Genomic DNA, 26,122 nt, shown 5'->3' on the forward strand with positions numbered 1-26,122 from the left:
ATGATCCCGTCTTTATGGACTCCGGGGTCGCGGCCATGCCGCAAGCTCCCAACAACTCAACAATTCTTCGGGAGGAAACATGAAAAAACTTGTTCTCGCTGCGGCGTCGATCGCGGCCCTTGCGCTCGTTGGCCCTGCTTCGGCGCAGGCCCCGATCGTCATCAAGTTCAGCCACGTCGTCACGCCCAATACGCCAAAGGGGCAGGGCGCGGATAAATTCAAGGAACTCGCCGAAAAATACACCAACGGCAAGGTGAAGGTTGAGGTCTACCCGAACTCTCAGCTCTACAAGGACAAGGAAGAGGTCGAAGCGCTTCAGCTCGGCGCGGTGCAGATGCTTGCTCCGTCGCTTGCCAAGTTCGGGCCGCTCGGCGTAAAGGAGTTCGAGGTCTTCGATCTTCCGTACATTCTGCCGGACAAGGCCGCGCTGGGCCGCATCACCAAGGGGCCGATCGGAAAAAGCCTTCTGGCCAAGCTGGAGCCGAAGGGCATCACAGGTCTCGCTTACTGGGACAACGGCTTCAAGATCATGACGGCGAACAAGCCGATGCATAAGGTCGCCGACTTTCGCGGGCTGAAGATGCGGATCCAGTCGTCCAAGGTGCTGGAAGCGCAGATGCGCGCGCTCGGCGCCATTCCGCAGGTCATGGCTTTCTCCGAAGTCTATCAGGCGATGCAATCAGGCGTAGTCGACGGCAACGAGAATGTGCCGTCGAATGTCTATACCCAGAAAATGCACGAGGTTCAGAAGCACATCACGGTCTCGAACCACGGCTACATCGGCTATGTGGTGATCGTGAACAAGAAGTTCTGGGACGGATTGCCCGCCGACGTGAAGCCGCAGGTCGAAAAGGCCATGGCGGAGGCGACCGAGTTCTCCAACGCGATCGCGCAGCAAGAGAACGACGATGCGATAGTGGCGATGAAAAAGGCCGGCACCACGACGTTCCACGAACCAACGCCTGCCGAGCGCGCTGAATGGATGAAGACCCTCGAGCCGGTGACGACCGACATGGCGTCGCGGGTCGGTAAGGACCTGATCGAGGCGTTTCAGAAGGAAGCCAACGCCAAGACCAACTAGGACGGGTCGTTACGGCGAGATGAAAATGATCCGGGACGCCGGTCCATTTTCATCTGCCGGGACGATACGGGGCGTCGGCTGAAGACCAGAACGCGAAAAAATGCGGCTGGTGCGGGTAGGGGCAAGCCTTGAAATTATTTCTGCGCATCCTCGATCGTTTCGAGGAAATCCTGATCGCGACGCTCATCGCAGCGGCGACGATCGTCATCTTCCTGGCCGTTGTCCATCGCTACGGAACGGGCGTCTCGTTTCTGTATCCGTATTTGATCCAGATTCACTTCTCATGGGCGCAGGAACTGTGCATCTACATGTTCGTGTGGATGGCAAAGTTCGGTGCGGCCTATGGCGTTCGCACAGGCATCCATGTCGGCGTCGACGTGTTGGTCCTGATGCTCAAGCCGGCCTACAAGAAGGCCACCATCCTGTTCGGGCTTTTCGGTGGCGCCTTCTTCACGTTCGTCGTGGGAACGATGGGCTTGAAGTTCGTGCTGGGTTTGGCGCAGACCGATCAGACATCGCCCGATCTCGAAATTCCGAGCTGGATCGTTTATCTCTGCGTGCCTCTCGGCTCATACCTGATGTGTTTTCGCTTCCTGCAGGTCGCGTACAGCTTCTGGCACACCGGCGAACTGCCGCATCACGATGAAAGCGAAGTGGAAGGCCTCGAGGCGCTTGAAGTGAAGGCCACCGGTGGCGCGACGCTGGGTGTTCGCCAATGAGCAGCCTGATCATCTTCGGATTGCTGATTGCGCTCATGTTGACTGGGATGCCGATCTCGATCGCACTTGGCCTCACAGTGCTGTCGTTCCTGTTCTTCCTGACCAGCGTACCGATCGAGTCGGTTGCGCTGAAGCTGTTCACCGGGATCGAGAAGTTCGAGATCATGGCGATCCCGTTCTTTATTCTTGCTGGCAATTTTCTCACTCATGGCGGCGTCGCAAGGCGCATGATCGAGTTTGCAAGAACCATGATAGGCCACTGGGCCGGTGGATTGGGTATCGCCGGGACGATGGCCGCTGCATTATTTTCGGCCGTGTCGGGATCGTCTCCCGCGACGGTGGTCGCGATCGGATCGATCATGCTGCCTGCAATGCTTGCGGTCGGCTATCCGAAGCGCTTCGGCGCCGGGATTATCGTCACCGGAGGCGCGTTGGGGAATCTCATTCCGCCTTCGATCATCATGGTGATCTACGCCGTATCGACCAGCGGAGCGGTCTACTTCGGTCCGAATGGCGAGCGTGTGTCCTCGGCGTCGGTAGGCCAGTTGTTTATGGCCGGAATGGTGCCGGGGATTATTCTTGCGGTCATGTTGTCCGCCACGACCTGGTATCGCGCATGGAAAAACAATTATCCGAGAATCCCGAAAGCAACCTGGGGTGAGCGCTGGCGCGCATTCGTGGACTCGTCCTGGGGCATTTTCCTGATCGTCGTCGTTCTGGGCGGCATCTATCTGGGCTGGTTCACGCCGACCGAGGCTGCCGCGATGAGCGCGGTTTATGCCTTTTTGATCGAGATGTTCATCTACAAGGATCTCACCTGGAAGAGTGTGCCCAAGGTCCTGCTCGCGTCCGCCAACATGAGCGCGATGATCCTCTACATCGTGACCAATGCGGTCCTGTTCTCGTTCCTGATGACGAGCGAGCAGATTCCGCAGACGATGGCTGCGTGGATTACGGGAAGCGGCATCAACTGGATTGCATTCCTGCTCCTCGTGAACCTGCTTCTTCTTCTGGCCGGCAACGTGATGGAGCCGTCGTCTATCGTTCTGATCATGGCCCCGATTCTCTTTCCAATTGCGGTCAAACTCGGGATCGATCCCGTGCATTTTGGCATCATTATTGTCGTCAACATGGAAATCGGCATGTGCCATCCACCGGTGGGGCTCAACCTTTATGTGGCATCTGGTATCGCCAAAATGGGTATCACCGAGCTTTCGATCGCTGTCTTGCCCTGGCTGATCACGCTCCTCATCTTTCTCGTCATGATCACGTACATTCCAGAGATTTCGCTGTGGTTGCCGCGCACTCTGGGAATGTTGCGTTAGCGCTGCCGACTGCATTAATGGGCGTTCACCTAGGTGTCCAAAGCTTAAGTTGAAAGCGGGCCTGTTGCTGTCATCTTCGGGAGAGTTCATCCGGAGATGCCCCATGAAGAAAGTTATTCTCGCGAGCGTTGCGGCAGTCGCCATCATCGGCTCGACCGCCGTCTATGCGGAGCACCGCCACCACCACCATCATCGCATGAGCACGGAAGACCGCGCGGCATTCGTCGATGCGAAGATCGCGGCTGTGAAGGCCGGCCTGAAGCTCACGCCGGAGCAGGAAAAGATGTGGCCGCCGGTCGAGGCGGCGGTGCGCGATTTCGCCAAGCAGCGGATTGCGATGGCCAATGCGCGCGCCAGCGAGCGCGATGCGCGGCGCGCGGCACGGGATCAGAAGGGCTCTCAGGACGGCAAGCCGGCAACGGCCGATCAGGCCCGCGACCCGATGGTGCGGCTGCGCGACCGGGCCGACAGGATGGCGGAGACCGCCGCTGGCCTGAAGAAGATCGCCGACGCCGCCGATCCGCTCTACAAGAGCCTCGATGACGGCCAGAAGCGGCGGCTGACGATGCTGACCCGCATGGGCGGGCATCACGGCTGGCGCGGACGGAGCTTCGAGCGCGGTCTGGACGGCGACCGATTCGACCGGGATCGCGGCCCTGGCCGGGACCGTGGCGCAGGGGACTCCGAGCGCCTCTGAGGTCCCCGCCCAGACCATGAGGGACGACAAAACCGCCGGAAATCCGGCGGTTTTTTGCTGTCCGGAACTGCTCGAATCTAGCGTTGTCCAGCGCAGGGAAAACCCGCGAACCTTGCTGGACATGGCCGGTTCGCTTTGCTAAACGACGCCGTCCTCAACGGACATCCGGTTGGATCCGGGCGCATAGCTCAGTTGGTAGAGCAGCTGACTCTTAATCAGCGGGTCCCAGGTTCGAGCCCTGGTGCGCCCACCAAACAAACCAAACATGATGGTTTTGGATTGGTGAGAACGAGCCGCATTCTGCAGCTCGTTCAGCAGTTCTGTCTCTGTTCGAGCTTCCGGGGGCGCGGCGCGTCTCAATTGATTTTGGCGCCGGAGCTATCCACCACCTTGCCCCAACGCTCATAGTCCGCGTGGATCGTCTGAGTGAATGCTTCCGGCGTTGTCGTCGTGACGCTCAGGCCCTGCGCGCCAAGGCGTTCCCGCACGTCAGGGAGATTCCCGATGCGGATCACTTCGGCGTTCAGTCGCTGGAGAATGGCTGTCGGCGTTGCTGCGGGAGCCACGAGGCCAAACCAGGAGTCGACGACCAGGCCCGGCAAACCAGCTTCGGCGGCCGTAGGGACGTTGGGAAGTTGGGGCGACCGTTCGCGGCTGGTAACGACCAGTCCCTTGATCTTGCCGTCTCTGATTTGAGGCGCGAGGACGGTCAGGGTGTCGAAGGCAAGGTTCACCTGGCTGCCGAGCAGTGCGTTGATGGCTGGCGCGCTGCCTTTGAACGGCACATGCAGCAGGTCTGTCCCGGTCAGGTTTTTGAAGAGTTCACCGCTCAGGTGGCAGAGCGTGCCGGGGCCGCACGACGAGTACGTAAATTTGCCCGGCTCGCTCTTTGCGGCAGCGATCAGCTCCTTGAGAGTCGATACGGGTGTATCAGGGCTGGCCGCGACCACATAAGGGACCGACGCTAGAAGCGAAACAGGAGCGAAGCTTTTGAAGGGGTCGTAAGTGATGGACCTGTTGATGTGCGGCAGGATCGTGAGCTGCCCAGCCGAAGCAAGCGAGAGCGTGTAACCGTCCGGATCGGCCTTGGCGACGAATTCCGCTGCGATGGCTGTGCCAGCGCCTGGCTTGTTCTCGACCACAATGGATTGTTTGAGCGCTTCGCTGAGCTTGTCGGCATAGATCCGCGCGATGGTGTCAGCGGCACCGCCCGCCGGAAACGGCACGATGAATTTGATCGTTCGGCTTGGCCACGTATCGGCGAACGATGCGGTGCTGACGCTGACGAGCAAGCCGACCGCTGCGAGAGATGCCGAAATGAAGTTGAAGATCCTGAAGGAACGCATCGTATAATTCCTTGATGGTTTGTCGACGAGTTGCCACGGTCACGCGTTCGCGCGGAATGAATCGAATCCATTCCGCGACGTGGTGTGGGTTGTGGCGACGGTTTGCCTGCTATTCTCGATGTTGCCAGCGACGACGAGGGCGTTGGCTGTTGCATAAAAGATGGCGTCAGAACGCAGGCGTTGCAATGAAATGCTATTGCGAAACGATATGGACGCTTGGTTCATTCATCTCGCGCCGATCTCGGATTTGGAAAATCGTTCTGTTCGCTCAATGACGAGCGAATGCTGCGTCGCTTGCGCCGGATGCGACAGTCATCGCGTCAGCCGATGCGGCAAGAGAACCTCTGATGCAATGGGATCCGGCGTGCGGGCCCATCCGCGAGAGGCGGCTGCGACATTGATAGTGGAAACCGACTCTGAAGTCGGGTAGCCATACACTCTGCCAAAGGAGGCCGTCGTGGCTCGCTGGAATAACGCCGTTGCCAGCGCAACGGAACTCAAGAATCTCCGGAAGGACGCGCTGTACCGTGAGGCGGCAAAGGCCTTTCGCCGCAATGGCTATCACGGGACCTCGCTCGACGAGATCGCCGAGGGCTTGGGGATCAGCAAGCCGACCCTCTATCACTATGTCAAAACCAAGCGGGATCTTCTGTATCAGTGCCACATGGCGGCCGCCGAGCAGGCGCTGTCCACGGTGTGCCGGGACGAGGGCGTCACCGGCATCGAGCGACTCCGGCGGACGACGTCAGCCTATGTTCGATCAATGATCGGCGAGCAGAGCTATAGCGTTATTATTCTTGAGGAAAAATCGCTTTCCCCGGTCCAGCTTTCGACCGTCGTGCATGAGCGTGATCGCTTCGAGGGCGCTCTGATCTCGATGGTGCTGGAGGGGCAGCAGGACGGCACGATCCTTCCCGGGGAACCGCGGTTCGTGGTCTTCAACGTGCTCGGCGCGGTCAACTGGGTCACCAAATGGTACCGGCCCGGTGGCTCCTGGAGCGAGGCGGATGTCGGCGAGGGGGTCGCAGGCTTTGTCTGCCGCGGCCTTGCGGCGCCCGGAGTCACGATCGAGGGTAGCCAATTACTGCCGCGATTGCCGTTGATGGCAACAATGTCAGTGCGGAAAACCTAGTCAACGGGTCCACCCTGTTGACTTTCGACTCTGCAGTCGATTAGTCGTACCCGAAGTTGAGGCGAGCCAATGAAGAGCCCGCCGGGTATGGCAGGACGTTGTGGCGGACCAAGTACGAGATGGAACGAGCCCGGCAGGGGCAAGCAGCTCCCGTCAGTTGTTACGGGCAGTGGGACTCTCGAAGCGCTTCGGCGGCGTGCAGGCGTTGCGCGATGTGTCGTTCGCGATGGATCGCGGACAGGTCGTCGGGCTGATCGGGCCAAACGGCTCCGGCAAATCGACCTGCGTCAATCTTCTCTCCGGCACTCTGCCTGTCAGCGCAGGCGAAGTTTGGCTCGACGATGAACTGCTGACCGGCAAGCCGATTGATGCGGCTGTGGTCAAAGGCCTGTCGCGCACCTTCCAGAGCACGCAGATATTCCCTGAAGATACCGCGCTCGAAAATGTGATGCTCGGGTGTCACACCCTGTTCAAGCAGGGCCCGGCGAAGTCCGTTCTGCGCACAGCTTCGGCCAAACGCGAAAATCTCGAACTGGTCACCCATGCCGAGCGCTCGCTTGCATTGGTCGGCCTTGCGGAGCGCCGGGATCAGATCGCTTCGACGCTGTCGGCGGCCGAGCAGCGCCTGCTGATGATCGCTGTGGCGCTGGCATCAAAGCCCAAGGTCATTCTGCTCGACGAGCCAGCGGCGGGCATGGTCGCCAGCGAGCGCCGCGCCTTGGCAGGCATCATCCGCTCTCTGCCGTCACACGGCATCAGCGTGCTGGTGATCGAACATCACATGGGGCTGATCATGGAGGTCTGCGACCGCATCGTCGTGCTGAACTTCGGCCAGAAGATTGCCGAGGGCACTCCAGCTGAAATCCGTAACAATCAGGCGGTCATCGACGCCTATCTTGGGCATCGCGATCATGCTTGAAGTCTCCGATCTGCGTATTGCTTACGGCCAGGTCGAGGTCGTGCATGGTGTGTCCTTCAATGTGCGCCAGGGCGAATGCGTCGCGCTGATTGGCCCGAACGGCGCCGGCAAATCCACCATTCTGAAGACCGTCTGCGGGCTGATGTCGCCAATCGGCGGCTCGATCATGTTCGATGGCCGCTCCACGGCGGGCTTGCCTGGCCACACGATTGCAGGACTCGGCATTTCGATGTGTCCGGAAGGCCGTCAGGTCTTTCCGGAAATGACCGTGATGGAGAACCTGCAGCTCGGCGCCTATACGCGCCGGCGTAGCGCGATCAAGAACGACCTCGATGAGATGATGACGCTGTTTCCACGCTTGCGCGAGCGCGCCGGGCAGAATGCCGGAACGCTGTCGGGCGGCGAGCAGGAAATGGTGGCGATCGCGCGTGCGCTGATGGCGCGCCCGAAACTCTGCATTTTCGATGAGCCCTCGCTCGGCATCGCGCCACGCGTGGTCGATGAAATCGAACAGACGCTGCTGGCGATCAAGGCGCGGGGCGTCACCATTCTGCTGGTCGAGCAGTCGGTTTCGATGGCGCTTCGCGTTGCCGACCGCGGCTACGTGATCGAGGCGGGACTGATCGTGCTTGAAGGGTCATCGGCCGAGCTCTCGGGCAACAAGGACGTCCAGAACGCCTATCTCGGTTTTTGAAGCAAGAAAACTCACAGGAGGAGATTCTTATGAAGAAATTGTTGGGAGCGGTGCTGTCCGCAGCGCTGATCGGAGCGCCCGGCGCATTCGCCGCCGAAAAGACGCTGACAATCGGTTACAGCGATGCGCTGACCGGCGGCGGCGCCGTCTACGGCGTGCCGCAGAAGAAGGCGATCGATCTTGCGATCGAGGAGATCAACGGCGCCGGCGGCATCAAGGTGGGCGCGGACAACTACAAGATCAAGACCATCGAGTATGACGACAAGGCGGACTCGACCGAAGCCACCAACGTCGCACGCAAGCTGATCGACCGCGACGACGTCAAGTTCATCCTCGGCTATTGCTGCTCCGCCTCGGGCGGCGCGATGGCATCGTTCATCGGCCGTGAAGACGTCATCGTGCTGGTCGGCACCGCAGGTGCGCGCTCGATCACCTCGATCGGCAACAAGAACGTGTTCCGTACCCGTCCGCCCGGTGACTACACCGGCGCAGCCGCGGGCAAGTTCATCGCCCAGCAGGGCGTGAAGACTCTTGGCGTTCTCGCCGTGCGCGACGTGGCGCTGTTCACCCAGTACCGCGATGCGCTGGTCAAGGCATTCGAGGAAGCGGGCGGCAAGGTCGTTGCGATCGAAACCTTCGGCGGTCAGGACCGTGACATGACCGCCCAGCTGACCAAGCTGCGTGGCCTCAATCCGGATGCGCTGTTCGTGTCGGGCTATGTCGAGCAGGTTGCCTTCAGCCACCGTCAGGCTGCCGAGCTCGGCATCAAGGTTCAGCGTTATGGCTTCTCCGGCGGCAGCGCCGAGCAGTTCACCAAGGTTGCCACCGCCGAGCAGATGAACGGCGCATGGGATCTTCTGGCGATTGAGTTCAATGCCGACGTCCTCGGTCCGAAGGCAGTCGCCTTCGCCGATCGCTACAAGAAGAAGTACAACGAGAACCCGACGCCGAACCTGGCCTATGCCTACGATCAGGTCTATGTGCTGCGAGACGCGCTGCAGGCAGCGCAAACCACGACCGACCTGAAGAAGATTCAGGACACGATCCGCGCGCTGCCGGTGCCGAAGGAAGCGTTATTGAAGTACCTGCCGATCAACGGCCGGATGTTCGACGACAAGGGCCAGGCCTACATCTCCAATGGCGCGTTCCAGTGGAAGAATGGCAACTGGGCTTTCGTCAAGGAGCTTCCGTCGGATGCTGCGGCCTATTCGAACTTCCTGAAGACGGTCAAGGATTGATCGCAGACCAAATTCAGCCCGCGGAATGTTCCGCGGGCTGATCATCGGACCAGCTCATGCTCATCGATTTCATCCAGCAGATCTTCAACGGCCTCGTAGTCGGCAGCATCTACACGCTGATCGCACTCGGCCTGACGACGATCTTCGGCATTCTCGGCATCGCGCACTTCGCACATGGCAGCGTCGCCATGTTCGGCGGATACCTGACCTATTTCCTGATCTCCGCGCTCGGGATCGGCCTGTTGCCGTCATTCATTCTGGCGATGGCTGTCGGCGCGCTGCTCGGCGTCGTTCTTGAGCGCGTCGCGTACTATCCGGTGCGTAATGCACCCCCGATCAACTCCTTCATTATCGCGCTCGGACTGACCCTGATTATCGAAAAGCTGAATCTGCTCGCGTTCGGTATCGATCAGGTCATCATTCCGACGCCGTTCGTCAATGTCATCAATATCGGCGGCGTGACCATGCCGGAGCTGCGCATCTATGTGCTGGTGATCGCCGCGATCCTGGTCATCGGTATGACGCTTCTGATCCAGCGTACGTGGATCGGCATGGCGGTTCGCGCCGTTGCGCAGAATCGCCTTGCGGCAGTGCTGATGGGCATCAACGTCAATTCCGTGTCGATGTTCGTATTCGCGCTGAGTTCCGCGCTGGGCGTCGCGGCCGGCGTGCTGGTCGGCGCGCTGTTCGCGGTGGCGCCGGGCGTCAGCAGCGGGCTCGTCATCAAGGGCTTTGCGGTGCTGATCCTCGGCGGCCTGGGCTCGATCCCCGGCGCGATCGTCGGCGGCATGGTGCTCGGCGTGTCCGAAGCATTCGCTGCGGCGTTCGTGTCGTCGGCCTATAAAGACGTGATCTCGTTCCTGCTGATGATCCTTGTTCTGCTGGTGCGACCTGAAGGCCTGATGCGCAGGAGCAGCCGCTGATGTGGACGCGATTTGCCATTGTTGCGGTCATTGCTGCCGCAATCGTCTTTCCGCTGTTCGTGACGGTGAACTACTTCATCCACCTCGCGATCCTGGCGATGATCTTCATGATCGTTGCACAGGGCGCCAACGTCATTCAGGGTTATACCGGCTATGTCTCGATCGCGCAGGGCGCGTTCATGGGCATCGGCGCCTATGCGTCGGCGTTGTTGAGCATGCGCGCGGGGTTTCCGGTGTGGCTGTCGATGCTGGTGGCCCCGGCCATCACGGCGGTCGCTGCGGCGATCGCGGGCTATCCGTCGCTTCGGGTCAAGGGCCATTACTTCGCCATCGTGACGCTGGCGATGAATATGGTGGTGTTCATCGTGCTGGTGAACTGGATCTCGCTGACCAAGGGAGAGCCTGGTCTGCCGAGCATTCCGTCGCCTGAGGCGATCAATCTCGGCTTCATTGAAATCGCATTCGAGAAGCGCCGCGCCTTTTACTATCTTGCGCTGGCGGCGCTGGTTCTCGTCATGTGGATTGTGGCCGCTGTGGTGCGGTCGCGGGTCGGCCGGGTGTTGCTGGCGATCCGCCAGAATGAGACCTTCGCTGAAGCTGCAGGCATCGCCTGCTGGAAGTACAAACTGTTCGCGTTCATCTTCAGCGCGTCGCTGGCAGGCTTCGGCGGCGCGATCTACGCGCACTACATGGGCTTCATCAATCCGACACCGTTCTCCGCGGATGCATCGCTCAACGCTATTCTTGCGGTCATTCTGGGTGGCAGCGGTACGCTGACCGGCCCGCTGATCGGCGGTGCGCTGACGGTGATCCTGCCGGAAGCGCTGCGCGTGGCTGAAATCTATCGCCTGATCGCCTATGGTCTATTGCTGATCCTGGTGGTGATCTTCCTGCCGCGTGGTCTGGTGCCGGCGATGGTGGATGGTGTCAGGTCGATCACGGGCAGGGGGAAGAAGGCTCCGTGAGCGTACATATCGGCAGCTTCGTTCGGCATCACGCCATCTCGCAGCCCGACGCGCCGGCGCTGCGCGTGGGCGAGCAGGCGCTGAGCTATCGCACGCTCGATCGCCGTGCGGCTGGTTGCGCCATGCGGCTGCGCGATTTCGGTGTTGCCGCCAATGACCGCGTGATGTTTGTGCTGCCGAACTGCGTCGAATGGGTCGTGCTCTATCAAGGCACGCTTCAGGCTGGTGCAATCCCGGTTCCAATCAATCCGCTGCTGGCGGCGGCTGAGTTGGCCGCAATCATCACCGATTGCGAGCCGCGCGTGGTGTTCGCGCGCGCAGCGATGGCGGCGCAGTTGCGCGAGAGCATCGGCGACGTCAGTTCCGTGGTCGATATCGACGCGCAGCCGTTCACATCCGATGAAGCCGATCCGCAGCCGTTGCCACGTGCAGGCTCGGACGATGTCGCGCTGATCCTTTATTCATCGGGATCGACCGGCCTGCCGAAGGGCATTGAACTCACGCACGCCAACATCTTCTGGAATGCGCAGGCCTTCGCTTTCGATCTGCTGCGGTTGACGCCGGACGATCGCGGATTGACCGGCCTCCCGCTGAGCCATGTGTTCGGTCATACCTGTCTCTACACGGCATTCCTGTTCGCGGGCGCATCGATCACGCTGGTCGAACGTTTCGATGCTGCGGCGATACTTGCGATGATTCATTCGCAGCGGATTACTGTCTTCATGGGCGTCCCGACCATGTATTGGACGCTGCTGCGCGAGGAAATTCCCGCCGGCTTCGACCTGTCGTCATGGCGGGCCTGCGTCGCCGGCGGCCAGGCGCTGCCGGAAGACGTGCATCGCAAGTTCGAGATCAAATTCGGCGTCGCGATCTCCGAAGGCTACGGTATGACGGAAGCGAGCCCGTCCGTCACCGGGTGCCGCTTGTGGGGCGCGCCGCGCAAGTCCGGTTCGGCCGGACAACCTTATCTCGGCGTGCAATTGCGGATCGTGGACGACGAGGGCCGGGACGTTCCTCGCGGCGAGCGCGGCGAAATTCTCGTTGCGGGACCTGGCGTCGCGCGCGGCTATTTCCGCCAGCCGGATATGACTGCGCAGACCTTTCGCGACGGCTGGCTGCATTCGGGCGACATCGGCTACGTCGATGCGGACGGCTTCCTGTTCGTGGTCGATCGCAAGAAGGAGATGATCATCTCCGGCGGCTACAACATCTATCCGCGTGAGATCGAGGAAGTTGCGCACGCGGTCGAAGGCGTTTACGAAGTCGCGGCGATCGGCGTTCCCGATGACCGGCTCGGCGAGCGCATTGTCGCCTATGTCGTGCTGGACGCCGGTGCCTCGGTGCCGGAGGCGACGCTGCTCCAGCGCTGCAGCGATCAGCTCGCGCGTTACAAGGTGCCGCGCGAGGTGCGCTTCATGGAAGCGCTGCCGCGGAACGCAACCGGAAAGATCGATCGCCGCCGGCTTCGGGACCTTGGCCGCGATCCACAATAAGGACGGATGGATGAATACGCAGGAATTCACCTCGCTGCTCGAGGAAATGACGCTGGCTGCGGAGGCGGCCGATGGCGAGCGCTTCGCGCGTTGTTTCACCGAGGATGCGATCTATTACGATTACATCTACGGCGCGCATTATGGACGCAAAGATATTGCACACATGCTGCAGAACCTGTTCCGCCGCGATGCCGACAACGACTATCGCTGGGAAATGTTCGATCCGGTGTTCGACGGCCGCATGGGTTATGCGTGGTCATTGTCGAGCTTCACGTCGCTGGTGCCGCAGTTCAAGGGCAACTTCGTCGTGATCGACGGCATGAGCCGCTTCATTATCCGCGATGGTCTGATTACGGAGTATCGCGAATCCGTCAACGGCGGCGTGGCGATGCAGCAGCTCGGCGTAGAGCCGGCGCGAATGGCGAAGGTCTTCGCCCGCTGGACCGGCTGGCTGAAAGAGCGCGCAGAAACCGTCACCTATCTGTCGAAGCAACCGAACTGGCGGAAGCGTCCACCGCAATCCTGAGCGAGGCCTTGTAGCATGACCTATCAGCACATCCTGTATGACGTTGAATCGCGCATTGCGACCATCACGCTGAACCGGCCGGATCGCATGAACGCGTGGACCCCGACCATGGAGCGCGAGGTGCGTACTGCCATGGAGGCAGCAGCCACCGATGACGGCGTGCGTGTCATTGTCCTGACCGGGGCCGGCCGCGCATTCTGCGCCGGCGCCGACATGGAGGAACTGAAGACGCTCGATCCCAACGACATCAAGAGCGACCAGTGGATGAAGCCGTTCGATATGAACCGGCGCCCGGACTGGCAGACGCGCTATTCGTTCTATCCCGCGATCTCCAAGCCTGTGATCGGAATGCTGAACGGCGCCGCTGCCGGCATCGGTCTTGTTCATGCGCTGTATTGCGATCTTCGCTTCGCGGCCGACAACACCGTGTTCACGACGTCGTTCTCCCGACGCGGGCTGATCGCCGAACACGGGATGAGCTGGATGCTGCCGCGTATCGTGGGCCACTCCAATGCGCTTGATTTGCTGATGTCCGCGCGGCGGGTCTCGAGCGCAGAAGCGCTGCAGATCGGTCTTGTGAACCGGCTCTATCCGGCGGCGGAACTGCGCGCCAAGACCATGGAATATGTCAAGGACATGGTCGACTTCGCATCGCCGCGCGCGGTCGGCGTCATCAAGCGCCAGCTCTACGAAGTGCCGTTCCAGAGCCTCGCTGAGGCGACGATCTACGCCAACCGCGAAATGGAGCTTGCGGCCCGCAGCGACGATTTCCGAGAGGGCGTCGCGAGCTTCCTCGAAAAGCGCCCCCCGAATTTCTCAGGGACCTGAGGCACGATGGCACGTCTGTTCACCGTCGAAGAAGATGCGTTCCGGCTCACTGTCCGGAAGTTTCTCGACGACAAGCTGCCGGCCGATCTGCGCGCGCGGATGCTGAGCGGCGAGCGCCCGACCCGGGATGACAAGGTGACATGGAGCCGGTTGCTTCATGAACGCGGATGGGGCGGCTACACGTGGCCCGCCGAACATGGCGGTCCCGGGTTCTCCCCGATCCAGCGCTATATCTTCGAGGACGAGGCCTGGCAGGCCGGCGCGCCGGAGGTCGTCCCGTTCGGCCTCAAGATGGTCGCGCCCGTGATCATGAAGTTCGGCAGCGACGCGCAGAAGCAGCGTTTCCTGCCGCGGATCGCTTCGCTCGAGGACTATTGGTGTCAGGGTTATTCGGAGCCGGGCTCGGGCTCCGACCTTGCATCGCTGAAGACCCGGGCCGTGCGCGACGGTGAAGACTATCTCGTCACCGGGCAAAAGATATGGACGACCGAAGCCCACGACGCCGACTGGATCTTCTGTTTGGTGCGGACCGCATCCGGCGGGCGCAAGCAGGACGGTATCTCGTTTCTGTTGATCGACATGAAGACGCCCGGGATCACCGTGCGGCCGATCATCACATTCGACGGGGCACACGAGGTCAACGAGGTCTGGTTCGACAACGTCCGCGTTCCCGCCGCCAACCGGATCGGCGAGGAAGGGCAGGGCTGGACCTGCGCGAAGTATCTGCTCGAGAAGGAGCGGCTGAACTTCGGCGGTATGGGCTTCTGCAAACGCGAGGTCGCGCGGCTGAAGCGGCTGGCGCAGACGAAAGGGAAATCCCGTCTCGACAATCCGCTGTTTGCTGCGCGCGTCGCCGCGCTGGAGATGCGGATCGCTGCGGCGGACCTGACCAATTTGCGCTTTCTTCGCGTAGAGGAGCGCGGCGACGCGGTTGGGTTGCCCGCGCCCTATCTGAAAATCCTGAGCTCACATCTGCAGCAGGATGTGCTGGAGCTGCAGGTGCGCCTGCTCGGCCGCAATGCATTGCCGGTGCGTGCTGCCGATCTAAGCAATACGCCGCTGGCCCTCGATTCCGAACTGGCCAACGTCGCGCCGACCTACTGCAACTATCGCAAGACCACGATCTACGCAGGCTCAAACGAGATTCAGCGCAACATCGCGGCGAAGAGCCTGCTGGGGTGACATGATGTCCGACACCGCCAACGTCATTTTCGTTCCCAAGCAGGAGCACGGGCTCCTTGTTGATGCCCTTGACCATCTGCTCAGCGAGTCGGCGCTGATCAAGGACGGCTGGCGGCCGTTGTGGCAGCAGCTTGCGCAGGCGGGCATTCTTTCGGCGGCATTGCCTGAAAGCGACGGCGGCTTGCAGGACTCGCGGGCGCTGGCATTGCTGGCCGAGCGGCTTGGCCGCAGCGGCGTGGTGTCGCCATTCATTTCGTCGGCCGCTGCGGCGACATCGCTGCTCAGCCGCGTTCCGGCGGCTGATCGATTTGCCCAGCTTCGCGAACGCCTCAGCTCCGGCTCCGTCACCGTGGCGGTGGACATTCCTGGAATCGCGCAAAGCGAGCGCGGCGCTATCACGTTGACCGACGGCACGTTGAGCGGCGTCGCACGCCTGGTGCCATTCGGGGCCGAAGCGGACTTTATCATTCTGGTTGCGACGGGCGGCGACGGCGAGCCCGCGCTCGTGCTGGTGCAGAAAGCCGACGTCGCGATCGAGCAGTCCGTGATCGGAATCGACGGCGCGCCTTATGCGACGCTCCGCCTCGACGGCATAGCAATTCAGCGGGACTCGGAACTTGCACGTGGAGCGGAGGCCGAACGGCTGATCGCATGGGGCAGGGATGTACTCGTCACCATGCACTGCGCCGAGGCGCTGGGCGCAATGTCGATGCTGGTCGATCTGACTCGGGACTATCTCAAGGTTCGGCATCAGTTCGGCGAGCCGCTGTCGGCGTTCCAGGTGTTGCGCCACCGGCTGGTCGATATGGACATGGCGCTGACCGAAGCGCGATCGGTGGTCGAATGTGCTGCCGGCCTGATCGAGGAAGACGATGTTTCCGCCCGCAGGCAGGCCGTGATGGCGACGCATTTCACCGTGGCGCGTGCTGCGCTCAAGGTGTCGCAGGACAGCGTGCAACTCCACGGCGGCATCGGCATGGCCGACGAGACGCCGGTTGGGGGTTACTTTCGCCGATTGCTGACCTTGCCGCTGCTGTTCGGCGACGAGGATGCCTGCGCGGAATGCTATTCCGGCTAAAATACCTGTCGTTTTTCAAGCGGCGGTTCGGTGCTGCCGAGTGTTGACGGCGGCTGGACTGCGGACGAACACAGCTGCATGATCGGCTCTGCCGAATTGCAGGGAACGTCATGCCCCATCTTGTCTGTCACTATTCCACATCACCCGACATGCCTCCGATGCGGGACGTCATGCTGGCGCTTCATCGCTCGGCGGCGTCCACCGGTGTCGTCAAGGCTGAGGATCTCAAGATCCGGGCGCAGCCGTTTACCGACTATCTCGTCGCCGGCGAGCAGCGATCGTTCTTTCACCTTTCGCTTTATCTTCTGGCGGGGCGGACGCCGGAACAGAAGGAGCATCTCAGCACCGAACTGAGAAAAGCCCTCACGGGTCTTTTGACCCGCGTGCACAGCATCAGCGTCGATATTCGCGATATGGATCCGCAGGCTTACAAGAAGCGATTGCTCGAGAGCTAGACCAGCAGCGGCTTCGCCGAGACGGCCATATCCTTCAGCAGCGGCAGGAAGCGATCGATCATCTCGCCGGTCGTGATGCGATCCACATGCGCGCCGATGTTCGCCGCCGCCACGACTACGCCGTCATAACGATGGATCGGGACCGAGATCGAGCGGAAACCGGGCTCCGCTTCGCGGTCCACCAGCGAATAGCCCTTGTTCCGGTCGCTGATGATGGTGGCGATCACGATGGATTTGTCCGTGACCGTCTCCGGCGTTTGGGCGGTCAACGTCATGGACTCGATGGTGGAGGTCAGTTCTTCATTGGAAAGACGGCCGAGCAGAACGCGGCCCACTGACGTGCAATAGGCCGGCAGCCTGTAGCCGATATCGATCCCGGCGGAAAACACCCGCGCGGGGCTGGCCCGGGCGACAAAGACGGCTTCCTGCCCATCCAGAATTGCAAGCGAACAGACCTCGTGGGCCTTTGTCGAAATCTCGTCCATCAGCGGCTGCATGACAGCAACGATCTGATTGGACGAGAGATAGGCCGAGGCCAATGCCAGCACGCGCGGCGTCAGCGAAAACAGCCGTTCGTCGCCCGCGACAAAGCCTGACTTCTGGAGGGTAAGGAGGATTCGGCGCGCAGTGGCGCGCGGCAGATTGGACGCCTTGGCGATATCGCTCAGCGTCATCGGGCGGTGTTCGATGCCGAACGATTGCAGCACGCGAAGGCCGCGGTCGAGGCTTTCGATGAACTCGCCCCCGTCGCGCCTGGCTTCTTCTTCCTCTGCGGTGCGCTTCACGCGGGGCATGCTGGTCAAGTTCTTCCGGTTCATGTGTCGATCCGATAGACGAGACCATATTTCGCCGGATTATGCACCCACCGCGTTGATCGTTGTCAAAAGCGATTTGAAGTCGAAGGAGAGATCGGCAGCCTGCTCCGGCGACGGTGAAATTCCACTGCCGATCAGTCGTCTGGCAGCCATCTGATCGCCGGCCCGATTAATGCTGTCGACCGCGCACAGCCTGTCCTGCTTGTAGTAGAACACAGAGAACTGGCCGCTTTCCAGTGATCCACGCACTGACTGCCGGTCGAAATTGCGCGAGATTCCCACGGTCTGCAGTTTCGCGTCGTACTGATCGGACCAGAAGCGCGGCACGCTATCATAGGGGCCGGTTTTTCCGGCGATGGCCAGTCCGGCTGCCTTGGCTTGATCCTGCGCGTTCTGCACCGATTCGAGACGCAGCCAGTCCCCGGCATAGGCGTTGTAGTGATTGGCGCAGTCGCCGGCGGCAAAAATGCCGGGGTCGTCGGTCATGCCGTGGTCGTCCACCACGATTCCGTTGGTGCAGTTCAGTTGCGCGTCGCGCGCAAGCTGATCATTCGCCACGCCGCCGATTCCGACAAGAACGAGATCTGCGCGCAGGCACGCACCGCCTTGCGTTGTCACGAATGCCGCGCGGCCGTTTTGTCCTTCGATCCCTGCGACGGTGTCGTTGAGGCGGACGTCGACGTTGTGTCTGGTGTGCAGATCGAGCAGAAATTGCGAGACGAGCGGTGAGACCGAACGTTCGAGCAGGCGCGGCGCGCTCTCGATGACGGTCACTTTCTTGCCGAGCTTGCTGGCGGACGCCGCGACCTCGAGGCCGATGAAGCCGCCGCCGATGACGACAATCTCGGCTGCATGCCGCAGCCGTTCCTTCAGGTCCGCCGCGTCACGGATCGAGCGCAGATAGCACACGCCGTCGAGGTTTGAGCCCGGAAGGGCCAGACGCCGCGCATGAGATCCGGTGCCGATGAACAGCTTATCGAAATCGAGCACCGTGTTGCCGTTGATCGAAAGCTTCCGCGCGTGCCGGTCGATCGCGTGCACGCGAGTCTCGAGAATGAGATCAATCTGCTTCAGCTTGAAAAATGCGTCGTCGCGAAGGACCAGATTGTCCTGCGTGACCTTGTCGAGCAGGAAGTCCTTGGACAGGGGAGGCCGCTGATAGGGCAGCAGATGGTCGTCGGCGACGACTGTGATGCGTTCCGCGTATCCGGAGTCGCGTGCGGACAGGGCTGCCTGAATCCCGGCATACGATGCGCCGACAACGACGAGCCCGCTCATGACTGTGCCTCCGGAATGTGGACGATGAGGGATGTGATCGAGGGCGGGAGTTTCAATTGGCAGCTCAAGCGGCTGTTGGATTTGCGAGGGGCGGCAACCGAGCCGAGCAGTTCGAGTTCTTCCGGTTGCGGCGGAGCCAGCAGGCCTGAAGCGCCTTCTTCTACGTAGACGTGGCACGTCGCGCAATCGAGACAGCCGCCGCATTCCGCATCGATGCCGGAAATTCCGTTGCGGATCGCCGCGAGCATGACGCTCGTTCCGCTGTCGGCGATCTCCACGACATTCTCGGTGCCGTCGGGCTGAATAAATCTGATCTGAGCCATATCACTGCATCCGTTGTTGTGGCCTGGCAGCAAAGTTCAGTTAACGAACATATGGGCGATCATCGAACATATCAAGCTGATGAGGGGTGCTTCCGGTTGTGCTGCTAAAGTAACACTTTCGCATTTGCAGCATAAATAGGCGCTCGCGGCCTTCAAATTGCGCTTGCACGATTTCCAGTTTGGAGTCAGTCTAACAGATATCGCACATATGTTCGTACATCGAACATTGATCTAAGGCAAACGAACGCGATGCGAACGTCCGAACTGACAAGGCGCGGAGCAACCGCGGCAGATGTGCAGGAAGTTGCCGTATGCGGCGATTTTGCTTCTGCCGGGCCTCGCGTGTTGCGGCGGAAAGGTTTTCAATCGCCGAAGCATCTCGGCGAACCGAGACTTCGACTGGTCAGCGCCAGCGATGATTTCGGCAATAATCCTCTCGGGACTGGAAGGACGAAACAGCCATGATGAGCCAAGAGCAAAACGATCTGATCACCCGCACCGGTCCAGCCGATCCCGCCGGGAAACTGATGCGGATGTACTGGCAGCCCGCGGCGCTGGTTGACGAACTCGAAGGCCCGCGGCCGATCAGAGCGGTCAAGTTGCTCGGGGAAAACTTCGTCCTGTTTCGCGACGAGCAGGGCCGCTATGGCTTGATGGATCGCGATTGCCCGCATCGCGGCGCGGACCTCGCCTTTGGGCGGCTTGAAAACGGCGGCTTGCGCTGCGCCTTCCATGGCTGGCTGTTCGACGTCCAGGGCAACTGTCTCGAAACGCCGGCCGAGCCGGTCGGCTCGTCGCTGTGCAAGAACATCAAGCAGCGCGCCTATCCCGTCGTTGAGAAGGGCGGCATCCTGTGGGCCTATCTGGGCGAGGGCGAGCCACCTGCGTTTCCCGAAATTGACTGCTTTGTCGCGCCCGATGCTTACACCTTCGCGTTCAAGGGTCTGATCGACTGCAACTGGCTTCAGGCGCTTGAAGTCGGCATCGATCCGGCGCACGCCTCGTTCCTGCACCGGTTCTTCGAGGATGAAGATCTGGAAAAATCCTACGGCAAGCAGTTCCGCGGCGCGTCGGCTGGCAGCGATATGCCGATGACAAAAATTCTGCGCGAATACGATCGTCCGATCATCAATGTCGAGAAGACAGAGTATGGCCTGCGTCTGGTGGCGTTGCGCCAGATCGATGACGAACTCACTCACGTGCGCGTGACCAACCAGTTGTTCCCGCACGGCTTCGTCATTCCGATGAGCCAGGAAATGACGATCACGCAATGGCATGTGCCGGTCGATGACACCCATTGCTACTGGTATGCGATCTTCACCAGCTACACCAAGCCGGTCGACAAGAAAAAGATGCGCGAGCAGCGGCTCGAACTCTATGAACTGCCGGACTACGTATCACGGCGCAACAAGACTAACGACTACGGCTTCGATCCGCACGAGCAGGCGACCGAGACCTATACCGGCATGGGTCTGGACATCAACGTCCACGACCAGTGGGCGGTGGAATCGATGGGCGCGATCCAGAACCGCACGCGCGAACACCTCGGGCAGTCGGACAAGGGGATCGTGCAGTATCGCCGGCTGCTGCGTCAGGAAATCGAGAAGGCGGTAGCCGGTGGCAAACCGCTGCTGTTCCTCGATGAAGCGCATGCGCGCAGCATCCAGGGGCCAGCAACGATGGACGGCATCGGGCCGACGCGCGGCTGGGAAATCTACTGGATGGAAGTCGATGTGAAGCGGCGGCGCGGTGCACCGTGGGCTGCTCCGATCCCAACTGAAATCGCCGCGAAGGTGCCGCATCTCACTGCGGCCGAATAAGGTCTGCTGAGCCAATGTCAGGGAAAGCAACGTCATTGAGCTTTGTCGCACGGCATCGTCTTTGGTCGGAGGAGCAGAACGAAGCGGCAGTCCGGCTTCGGCGCATTGTCGAAGAAAAGGGACTGGATACGATTCGTCTGTCGTTTCCCGACCAGCATGGGATTCTGCGCGGCAAGACGCTGGTTGCCAGCGAAGCGCTGCGCATCCTCGAAAACGGCTGCTCGATCACGACCACGATGCTGGCGAAAGACACCTCGCATCGCACAGTATTTCCGGTGTTCACCGCCGGCGGCGGCTTCGGGATGAAGGAAATGCAGGGCGCGGCTGACGTCCTGATGATTCCCGATCCGACAACATTCCGGGTTCTGCCCTGGGCGCCCACCACGGGCTGGGTCCTGTGCGACGTTCATTTCGCCGACGGCCGTCCGGTGCCGTTCGCGACACGGGGATTGTACAAGTCCGTTCTGAACAAGCTGTCCGCGCGCGGCTATGATTTCGTAGCCGGGCTTGAGGTCGAGTTTCATGTCTTCAAGGTCAACGATCCGAAGATGCAGCCCGGCGATGCCGGACAACCTGGCGAGCCGCCGGAAGTCAGTCTTCTGTCCCACGGCTACCAGTATCTGACCGAGCAACGCTACGACCAGATGGAGCCGGTGCTCGAGCTGATCCGACGCGATGTCGTCGCGCTCGGTCTGCCGTTGCGATCGATCGAGGTCGAATTCGGTCCGAGTCAGTGCGAGTTCACCTTCGCGCCCACCGTCGGGCTGGATCCCGCCGACACCATGGTGCTGTTTCGAAGCGCCGTGAAGCAGATCTGCCATCGCCACGGCTATCATGCGACCTTCATGTGCCGTCCGCGCATTCCCAACGTTGTTTCGTCGGGCTGGCATTTGCACCAGTCGCTGGTCTCGAAATCTGACGGCCGCAATGCCTTCATGTCCGATGCCGACGGGGAATTCCTGTCGGATTTCGGCAAGGGATATCTCGGCGGATTGCTCGACCATGCCCGCGCGGCGACCGTGTTCACGACGCCGACGATCAACGGCTACAAGCGTTACCGGTCCTATTCGCTGGCTCCGGATCGCGCGATCTGGGGCCGGGACAACCGGGGCGTCATGATCCGCGTTCTGGGCGGTCCGAAAGACCCAGCCACGCGGTTCGAGAACCGCGTTGGCGAGCCCGCGGCCAACCCGTATCTGTATATGGCGTCGCAAATCCTGTCGGGGCTGGATGGCGTGGATCGCTCCATTGACCCCGGGCCGTCCGCGGATACACCTTACGAGACCAAGGCCAGTCTGCTGCCGAAGTCGCTGCGCGAGGCTGTTTTCGCGTTGAACGACGATCCATTCTTCAGGAACGCAATGGGCGCCGAACTGGTAGACTACTACGTGCACATCAAGAACGCCGAGATCGAGCGCTTTCAGGCCGAAGTCACCGAATGGGAGCAGCGCGAGTATTTCGAGATGTTTTGATGCGGCGCGCCGTACAGGCTTGACGTAAACTAAATCAAATAGCAGGAGCAGGGGACGAATATGAAAAAGACAGTGAACTACGCGTGTGTGCTGGCAGTCGCCGGACTGATGTCAGGCGCGGCCCAGGCCGACACCATCAAGGTGGGCGTCATCGGCACCATGTCCGGGCCGTATGCGCTGTTCGGCCAGAACTTCAAGGCGGGTATCGAGGCCTGGGTGGCGGAGCACGGCTCCAAGGTCGCGGGCCACGACGTTGAGTTCATCTACCGCGACGAGGAATCGCCGAACCCGGCGAAGTCCAAGGCGCTGGCGCAGGAACTTCTGGTCAAGGACAAGGTGCAGTACCTTGCTGGCGTCTATTTCACCCCCAACGCATTGGCGGTAGCGCCGCTGCTCGAAGAATCGAAGACGCCGCTGGTCGTGTTCAACGCGGCGACGTCCGCGATCGTCGAGAAGAGTCCGTTCATCGTCCGTACCTCCTTTACGATGTGGCAGAACACCGTGCCTGCCGCGAAAGTCGCAAAGGCGAAGGGCGCCAAGAAGGTGGTCATTGCCGTCACCGACTACGGTCCCGGCGTCGACGCGGAAGCAGCTTTCAAGAAAACGTTCGAGGCTGACGGCGGAACGATCGTCGAAGCCATTCGGATGCCGATCGCGACCACCGACTTCAGCCCGATCATGCAGCGGATCAAGAGCTCGGGCGCCGACACGATCTTCACCTTCCTACCCGCGGGGCCCCCGACCCTTGGATTTGTGAAGGGCTATATCGACAACGGTCTGAAGTCCGGCGGCATCAAGCTGATCTCGCTGGGAGACGTGCTGACCGAACCAGATCTGCCGAATCTTGGCGACAGCAGCATCGGTTTCTTGTCCACCTACCACTATGCGGTCTCGCACGACTCGCCCGAGAATAAGGCTTTCCTCGCGCGGCTCGCCAAGGTCGGCATCACGCTCGACAACGTCACGATGACGTCGGTAGCCGCCTACGATGGCGCGCGCGTGATCTACAAGATGATCGAGGCCACCAATGGCAAGCGCGATCCGGAAAAGGCCGTCGCCGCGGTCAAGGGCATGAAGTGGGTTAGCCCACGTGGCCCGGTGTCGATCGATCCCACGACGCGTCACATCACGCAGAACGTTTATCTGCGCGAAGTGGCAAAGGAGAACGGCAAGCTCATCAACAAGGAGCTTCAAACGTTTGAAGCACAGCCTGATTGGGCGCTGGTCAAGAACTAAGCCACCTATCCGCCACACTGAGATTGGCGCGGGTTCGCTCGCGCCGATCTTTTACGACCGGACAGACCGAACCGAGCCATGCTGCACAGCCCGGACTCCATCCGATACATCAATGCGCGGATCTACCGGTCCGCGGATGATATCCGTCCGGCTCGTTCGCTCGTGACGCGAAAGGGCGTCATTGATTGGGTCGGCGATGACGAGGATGCGCCGGACGCTGCACGTGTCATCGACATGCAGGGCGCGACGATTATCCCCGGCCTGACGGACGCACATGTTCATCTGTTTGCCATTGCCAACGAGCGGCAGCAGATCCAGTTGAATGGACCGGGCGTCCGCACGGTTGCGGATATCCTGCGTCACCTGTCGGTGGCTGCGAGGGCAAGCCCGCCCGCGCAATGGATCAGGGCGGTCGGTTTCGACGAGAACAATCTCGCCGAACACCGTTATCCGACGCGGGACGAAATCGACGCCGCGGCTCCTGACCATCCTGTCATTATTCGCCGCTTTTGCGGGCACACCGCGATCCTCAACAGCGCCGCTCTGAAGTTGCTTCAGATCGGTGAGGGGGTCTCCGACCCACCGAGCGGGTCGTTCGGACGTGATAAGCGCGGACGGCTGGATGGTAGCGCCAAGGAAAGTGCTGCGGAGAACGTCTTCCGGGCGATCCCGGCGGTTGATCTGGCTGCAATGGCTGCTTCATTGCGCGAGACAATCGAAGACAGCATCCGCATGGGCCTGACCGCGGCGGTGGAAGCTGCTGTTGGTTTCACCAGCGGCTTCGATGATGAGTTCATGGTATGGAATTTGCTCCGTCAGGACATGGCGTTCTCGCCGATCCGCCTTGGGTTCATGTATCAGCTTGATCCGAAAGATGCCGCCGCGCGTGGCTTTACGCCCCGCCGTGATCCCGACTGGCAGGCGATGACGCTGAAGTTTTTCGCCGACGGCATCGTCGGCGCGCGCACCGCGGCGGTGACAAAGCCGTTTGCGGATACCAAGTCGCACGGGTTCTTCATGCGGGCTGAGGACGATCTCGAACGCGTGATCGTTGAAGCGCATCTCGGCGGCTGGCAAACGGCGACCCATTGCGTCGGGGATCGCGCGTCCGCGCGCATCATCACGGCATTCGAGAAGGCTGAAAGAGCGTTGCCGGGACAAAAGCCGCGCCATCGCATCGAGCATTATTTCTGCCCGCCGGAGGGCGGTCTTGCGCGCATGAAGGCGCTCGACGCCCTGATCGTCACGCAGCCGAGTTTCCTGGCGCGGATGCGCCGTTCGATCTTGGAGGCGTTCGGACCGGATGCCCACAGCAAGTACCCCGCACGTTCGGTGATCGACGCGGGCGTGACCTACGTCGGCAGTTCCGATGCGCCGACCGGGCATGTGTCGCCGTGGGTCGGGATGGCGAATGCGGTGGATCGCGGGGCATCGCTGGGCGCGCCGATCGGTGCGGATGAAGCGCTGACCCGCCGTCAGGCCGTCGGCAGTTATGTCCACGGCGGTGCCTTCGCGATGAAGCAGGAAGAGTGGCGCGGAATGCTCGCGCCGGGAATGGCGGCAGACTTTATCGCCATCGATCGCGACCCGTTCGACGCGTCCACCGATTTGGCTGCAACCGAGGTGCTGATGACGGTGCTTCGCGGTGCCGTGCGTCATGATGCGCTGTCGGCGGCTCAGCCAGCGAAGATAACGGCAGAGGTTCACTGATGCTGACCGCGCTGAGCATTCTGCTGGACGCAATTTCCTACGGGATGGTGCTGTTCACGATTTCCATCGGCCTGTCGATCATGATGGGGCTGATGCGCGTTGTGAACCTCGCCCATGGCGCGTTCGCCATGATCGGCGGCTATCTCGCGTCCTATGCGCTGAAGACGCTCGGCGTCAGTTACCCGATTGCCATTATAATGGCGGTGGTGGGAACGATCATCATCTCGATCCCGTTCGAAGTCCTGCTGTACCGGCGCATCTACCGCCACTCCGATGCGCTGACCCAGCTTCTGCTCACGATCGGCATCACATTCGTCATCATCGGTTTGGCGAATTTCACGCTCGGCCCAACTTCGAAACCGATCCCGTTGCCGGCCGCACTCAGCGGCCCGTTCGATCTCGGCTTCCGCATGATCGCGACGCATCGGCTGCTGGTGATCGCCTGCGGGCTTGTGACCGCGCTGGCGTTATGGCTGCTGATCGACAAGACGGAGTTCGGCGTGCGCATGCGCGCGGCCGTCGACAACGGCGACATGGCGGAGTCACTCGGTATCCGCACGCAGTGGATCTATTCGGCGACGTTCGCTCTGGCGGTGGGTCTGGCGGCATTCGGCGGTGTGCTCGGCGCGGAGATGCTGCCGATCGAACCGTTCTATGCGCTGCGCTACATGGTGACGTTTCTGGTCGTTGTGTCGGTGGGGGGCGCCGGGTCAATCCTGGGCGCGCTGTCGGCGTCGCTGTTTCTGGGGCTTGCAGACACGACGGGAAAATATCTGGCGCCGGAGTTCGGCGAGTTTTTCTTCTATCTCGCGGTGATCCTGACTGTGTTCCTGTTTCCGCGCGGACTTCTGGGGCGGGCACACTGAG

Annotated in this window: 25 protein-coding genes and 1 tRNA gene; 22 read left to right on the plus strand and 4 right to left on the minus strand. The window is 61.1% G+C overall.

Annotated elements, in window-relative coordinates; genetic code table 11:
• Positions 1-79 precede the first annotated feature (79 nt).
• The 5 genes from YH63_RS12990 (at position 80) to YH63_RS13010 (ending at position 4,075) form a co-directional block, all read left to right on the plus strand.
• Complete coding sequence (locus YH63_RS12990; protein ID WP_046827241.1) at positions 80-1,081, plus strand: TRAP transporter substrate-binding protein; 1,002 nt, start codon at positions 80-82, stop codon at positions 1,079-1,081.
• Positions 1,082-1,209: 128 nt separating this feature from the next.
• Positions 1,210-1,800, plus strand: a complete 591-nt coding sequence (locus YH63_RS12995; RefSeq protein WP_046827240.1) for a TRAP transporter small permease — start codon at positions 1,210-1,212, stop codon at positions 1,798-1,800.
• Positions 1,797-3,125 (plus strand): TRAP transporter large permease, encoded by a 1,329-nt coding sequence (locus tag YH63_RS13000; protein ID WP_046827239.1) that lies wholly within the window; start codon positions 1,797-1,799, stop codon positions 3,123-3,125. The genes YH63_RS12995 and YH63_RS13000 overlap by 4 nt, the downstream gene beginning before the upstream one ends.
• A gap of 103 nt (positions 3,126-3,228) precedes the next feature.
• The gene (locus tag YH63_RS13005; RefSeq protein WP_046827238.1) at positions 3,229-3,822 is read left to right on the plus strand and encodes a Spy/CpxP family protein refolding chaperone; all 594 of its coding nucleotides are present in this window, start codon (positions 3,229-3,231) and stop codon (positions 3,820-3,822) included.
• Between the two features lie 177 nt (positions 3,823-3,999).
• Positions 4,000-4,075, plus strand: a tRNA-Lys gene (locus YH63_RS13010).
• A gap of 103 nt (positions 4,076-4,178) precedes the next feature.
• Here YH63_RS13010 and YH63_RS13015 read toward each other — a convergent pair.
• Positions 4,179-5,114, minus strand: coding sequence for a Bug family tripartite tricarboxylate transporter substrate binding protein (locus YH63_RS13015; RefSeq protein ID WP_246658053.1), 936 nt, complete (start codon positions 5,112-5,114; stop codon positions 4,179-4,181).
• 511 nt (positions 5,115-5,625) lie between these two features.
• Between YH63_RS13015 and YH63_RS13020 the strand changes: the two genes are divergently transcribed.
• From YH63_RS13020 to YH63_RS13075, 12 genes are all read left to right on the plus strand, one after another.
• Positions 5,626-6,300: a TetR/AcrR family transcriptional regulator gene (locus tag YH63_RS13020; RefSeq protein WP_052753820.1), complete on the plus strand. Its 675-nt coding sequence runs from the start codon at positions 5,626-5,628 to the stop codon at positions 6,298-6,300.
• Positions 6,301-6,469: 169 nt separating this feature from the next.
• Positions 6,470-7,219 (plus strand): ABC transporter ATP-binding protein, encoded by a 750-nt coding sequence (locus YH63_RS13025; protein ID WP_083992566.1) that lies wholly within the window; start codon positions 6,470-6,472, stop codon positions 7,217-7,219.
• On the plus strand, positions 7,212-7,913 hold the full coding sequence (locus tag YH63_RS13030; protein WP_046829536.1) for an ABC transporter ATP-binding protein: 702 nt from the start codon (positions 7,212-7,214) through the stop codon (positions 7,911-7,913). Before YH63_RS13025 ends, YH63_RS13030 begins: the two co-directional genes overlap by 8 nt.
• A 29-nt stretch (positions 7,914-7,942) precedes the next feature.
• Positions 7,943-9,151, plus strand: coding sequence for an ABC transporter substrate-binding protein (locus YH63_RS13035; protein WP_046827234.1), 1,209 nt, complete (start codon positions 7,943-7,945; stop codon positions 9,149-9,151).
• A 56-nt stretch (positions 9,152-9,207) separates the two neighbouring features.
• Complete coding sequence (locus tag YH63_RS13040) at positions 9,208-10,074, plus strand: branched-chain amino acid ABC transporter permease (protein WP_046827233.1); 867 nt, start codon at positions 9,208-9,210, stop codon at positions 10,072-10,074.
• Positions 10,074-11,039, plus strand: a complete 966-nt coding sequence (locus tag YH63_RS13045) for a branched-chain amino acid ABC transporter permease (protein ID WP_046827232.1) — start codon at positions 10,074-10,076, stop codon at positions 11,037-11,039. Before YH63_RS13040 ends, YH63_RS13045 begins: the two co-directional genes overlap by 1 nt.
• Complete coding sequence (locus tag YH63_RS13050; protein ID WP_046827231.1) at positions 11,036-12,532, plus strand: class I adenylate-forming enzyme family protein; 1,497 nt, start codon at positions 11,036-11,038, stop codon at positions 12,530-12,532. The genes YH63_RS13045 and YH63_RS13050 overlap by 4 nt, the downstream gene beginning before the upstream one ends.
• Before the next feature lie 10 nt (positions 12,533-12,542).
• Positions 12,543-13,058, plus strand: coding sequence for a nuclear transport factor 2 family protein (locus tag YH63_RS13055; RefSeq protein ID WP_046829535.1), 516 nt, complete (start codon positions 12,543-12,545; stop codon positions 13,056-13,058).
• Between the two features lie 15 nt (positions 13,059-13,073).
• Positions 13,074-13,886, plus strand: coding sequence for an enoyl-CoA hydratase (locus YH63_RS13060; protein WP_046827230.1), 813 nt, complete (start codon positions 13,074-13,076; stop codon positions 13,884-13,886).
• A gap of 6 nt (positions 13,887-13,892) precedes the next feature.
• A complete protein-coding gene (locus YH63_RS13065) occupies positions 13,893-15,068 on the plus strand; it encodes an acyl-CoA dehydrogenase family protein (RefSeq protein ID WP_046827229.1) in 1,176 nt (391 codons plus the stop codon).
• A gap of 4 nt (positions 15,069-15,072) precedes the next feature.
• Positions 15,073-16,146: an acyl-CoA dehydrogenase family protein gene (locus YH63_RS13070; protein WP_205717114.1), complete on the plus strand. Its 1,074-nt coding sequence runs from the start codon at positions 15,073-15,075 to the stop codon at positions 16,144-16,146.
• Positions 16,147-16,256: 110 nt separating this feature from the next.
• Positions 16,257-16,601 carry a 5-carboxymethyl-2-hydroxymuconate Delta-isomerase gene (locus YH63_RS13075; protein WP_046827227.1) on the plus strand — a complete coding sequence of 115 codons (345 nt, stop codon included), beginning with the start codon at positions 16,257-16,259 and terminating at the stop codon, positions 16,599-16,601.
• Here the strand turns inward: YH63_RS13075 and YH63_RS13080 are convergent.
• Genes YH63_RS13080 through YH63_RS13090 form a run of 3 tightly spaced genes read right to left on the minus strand, consistent with a single transcriptional unit; the run spans position 16,598 to position 19,017 of the window.
• Positions 16,598-17,395, minus strand: a complete 798-nt coding sequence (locus YH63_RS13080; protein WP_046829534.1) for an IclR family transcriptional regulator domain-containing protein — start codon at positions 17,393-17,395, stop codon at positions 16,598-16,600. The two genes, YH63_RS13075 and YH63_RS13080, sit on opposite strands and share 4 nt — an antisense overlap.
• Positions 17,396-17,455: 60 nt before the next feature.
• The gene (locus YH63_RS13085; RefSeq protein ID WP_046827226.1) at positions 17,456-18,694 is read right to left on the minus strand and encodes an NAD(P)/FAD-dependent oxidoreductase; all 1,239 of its coding nucleotides are present in this window, start codon (positions 18,692-18,694) and stop codon (positions 17,456-17,458) included.
• Positions 18,691-19,017, minus strand: coding sequence for a 2Fe-2S iron-sulfur cluster-binding protein (locus YH63_RS13090; protein WP_046827225.1), 327 nt, complete (start codon positions 19,015-19,017; stop codon positions 18,691-18,693). Before YH63_RS13090 ends, YH63_RS13085 begins: the two co-directional genes overlap by 4 nt.
• Positions 19,018-19,478: 461 nt before the next feature.
• Here YH63_RS13090 and YH63_RS13095 point away from each other — a divergent pair, with 461 nt between their 5' ends.
• The 5 genes from YH63_RS13095 (at position 19,479) to YH63_RS13115 (ending at position 26,121) form a co-directional block, all read left to right on the plus strand.
• On the plus strand, positions 19,479-20,837 hold the full coding sequence (locus YH63_RS13095) for an aromatic ring-hydroxylating dioxygenase subunit alpha (protein ID WP_046827224.1): 1,359 nt from the start codon (positions 19,479-19,481) through the stop codon (positions 20,835-20,837).
• 35 nt (positions 20,838-20,872) lie between these two features.
• Positions 20,873-22,309 (plus strand): glutamine synthetase family protein, encoded by a 1,437-nt coding sequence (locus tag YH63_RS13100; RefSeq protein ID WP_046827223.1) that lies wholly within the window; start codon positions 20,873-20,875, stop codon positions 22,307-22,309.
• A gap of 60 nt (positions 22,310-22,369) precedes the next feature.
• Entirely contained in the window at positions 22,370-23,545 is a 1,176-nt protein-coding gene (locus tag YH63_RS13105) for an ABC transporter substrate-binding protein (protein WP_046827222.1), read from the plus strand.
• A gap of 78 nt (positions 23,546-23,623) precedes the next feature.
• A complete protein-coding gene (locus YH63_RS13110) occupies positions 23,624-25,255 on the plus strand; it encodes an amidohydrolase (protein WP_046827221.1) in 1,632 nt (543 codons plus the stop codon).
• Positions 25,255-26,121, plus strand: a complete 867-nt coding sequence (locus tag YH63_RS13115) for a branched-chain amino acid ABC transporter permease (RefSeq protein ID WP_046827220.1) — start codon at positions 25,255-25,257, stop codon at positions 26,119-26,121. The genes YH63_RS13110 and YH63_RS13115 overlap by 1 nt, the downstream gene beginning before the upstream one ends.
• The last annotated feature ends 1 nt before the right edge of the window (position 26,122 follow it).

It is taken from the genome of Afipia massiliensis (genome assembly GCF_001006325.2).
GTDB lineage: Bacteria > Pseudomonadota > Alphaproteobacteria > Rhizobiales > Xanthobacteraceae > Afipia > Afipia massiliensis_A.

Coding starts and splice junctions, on each gene's coding strand:
- YH63_RS13110 (WP_046827221.1), top strand. CDS start 23,624: ATGCTGCACAGCCCGGACTCCATCCGATACATCAATGCGCGGATCTAC.
- YH63_RS13115 (WP_046827220.1), top strand. CDS start 25,255: ATGCTGACCGCGCTGAGCATTCTGCTGGACGCAATTTCCTACGGGATG.
- YH63_RS13105 (WP_046827222.1), top strand. CDS start 22,370: ATGAAAAAGACAGTGAACTACGCGTGTGTGCTGGCAGTCGCCGGACTG.
- YH63_RS13045 (WP_046827232.1), top strand. CDS start 10,074: ATGTGGACGCGATTTGCCATTGTTGCGGTCATTGCTGCCGCAATCGTC.
- YH63_RS13070 (WP_205717114.1), top strand. CDS start 15,073: ATGTCCGACACCGCCAACGTCATTTTCGTTCCCAAGCAGGAGCACGGG.
- YH63_RS13075 (WP_046827227.1), top strand. CDS start 16,257: ATGCCCCATCTTGTCTGTCACTATTCCACATCACCCGACATGCCTCCG.
- YH63_RS13055 (WP_046829535.1), top strand. CDS start 12,543: ATGAATACGCAGGAATTCACCTCGCTGCTCGAGGAAATGACGCTGGCT.
- YH63_RS13000 (WP_046827239.1), top strand. CDS start 1,797: ATGAGCAGCCTGATCATCTTCGGATTGCTGATTGCGCTCATGTTGACT.
- YH63_RS13040 (WP_046827233.1), top strand. CDS start 9,208: ATGCTCATCGATTTCATCCAGCAGATCTTCAACGGCCTCGTAGTCGGC.
- YH63_RS13060 (WP_046827230.1), top strand. CDS start 13,074: ATGACCTATCAGCACATCCTGTATGACGTTGAATCGCGCATTGCGACC.
- YH63_RS13080 (WP_046829534.1), bottom strand. CDS start 17,395: ATGCCCCGCGTGAAGCGCACCGCAGAGGAAGAAGAAGCCAGGCGCGAC.
- YH63_RS13090 (WP_046827225.1), bottom strand. CDS start 19,017: ATGGCTCAGATCAGATTTATTCAGCCCGACGGCACCGAGAATGTCGTG.
- YH63_RS13065 (WP_046827229.1), top strand. CDS start 13,893: ATGGCACGTCTGTTCACCGTCGAAGAAGATGCGTTCCGGCTCACTGTC.
- YH63_RS12990 (WP_046827241.1), top strand. CDS start 80: ATGAAAAAACTTGTTCTCGCTGCGGCGTCGATCGCGGCCCTTGCGCTC.
- YH63_RS13030 (WP_046829536.1), top strand. CDS start 7,212: ATGCTTGAAGTCTCCGATCTGCGTATTGCTTACGGCCAGGTCGAGGTC.
- YH63_RS13005 (WP_046827238.1), top strand. CDS start 3,229: ATGAAGAAAGTTATTCTCGCGAGCGTTGCGGCAGTCGCCATCATCGGC.
- YH63_RS13035 (WP_046827234.1), top strand. CDS start 7,943: ATGAAGAAATTGTTGGGAGCGGTGCTGTCCGCAGCGCTGATCGGAGCG.
- YH63_RS13085 (WP_046827226.1), bottom strand. CDS start 18,694: ATGAGCGGGCTCGTCGTTGTCGGCGCATCGTATGCCGGGATTCAGGCA.
- YH63_RS13095 (WP_046827224.1), top strand. CDS start 19,479: ATGATGAGCCAAGAGCAAAACGATCTGATCACCCGCACCGGTCCAGCC.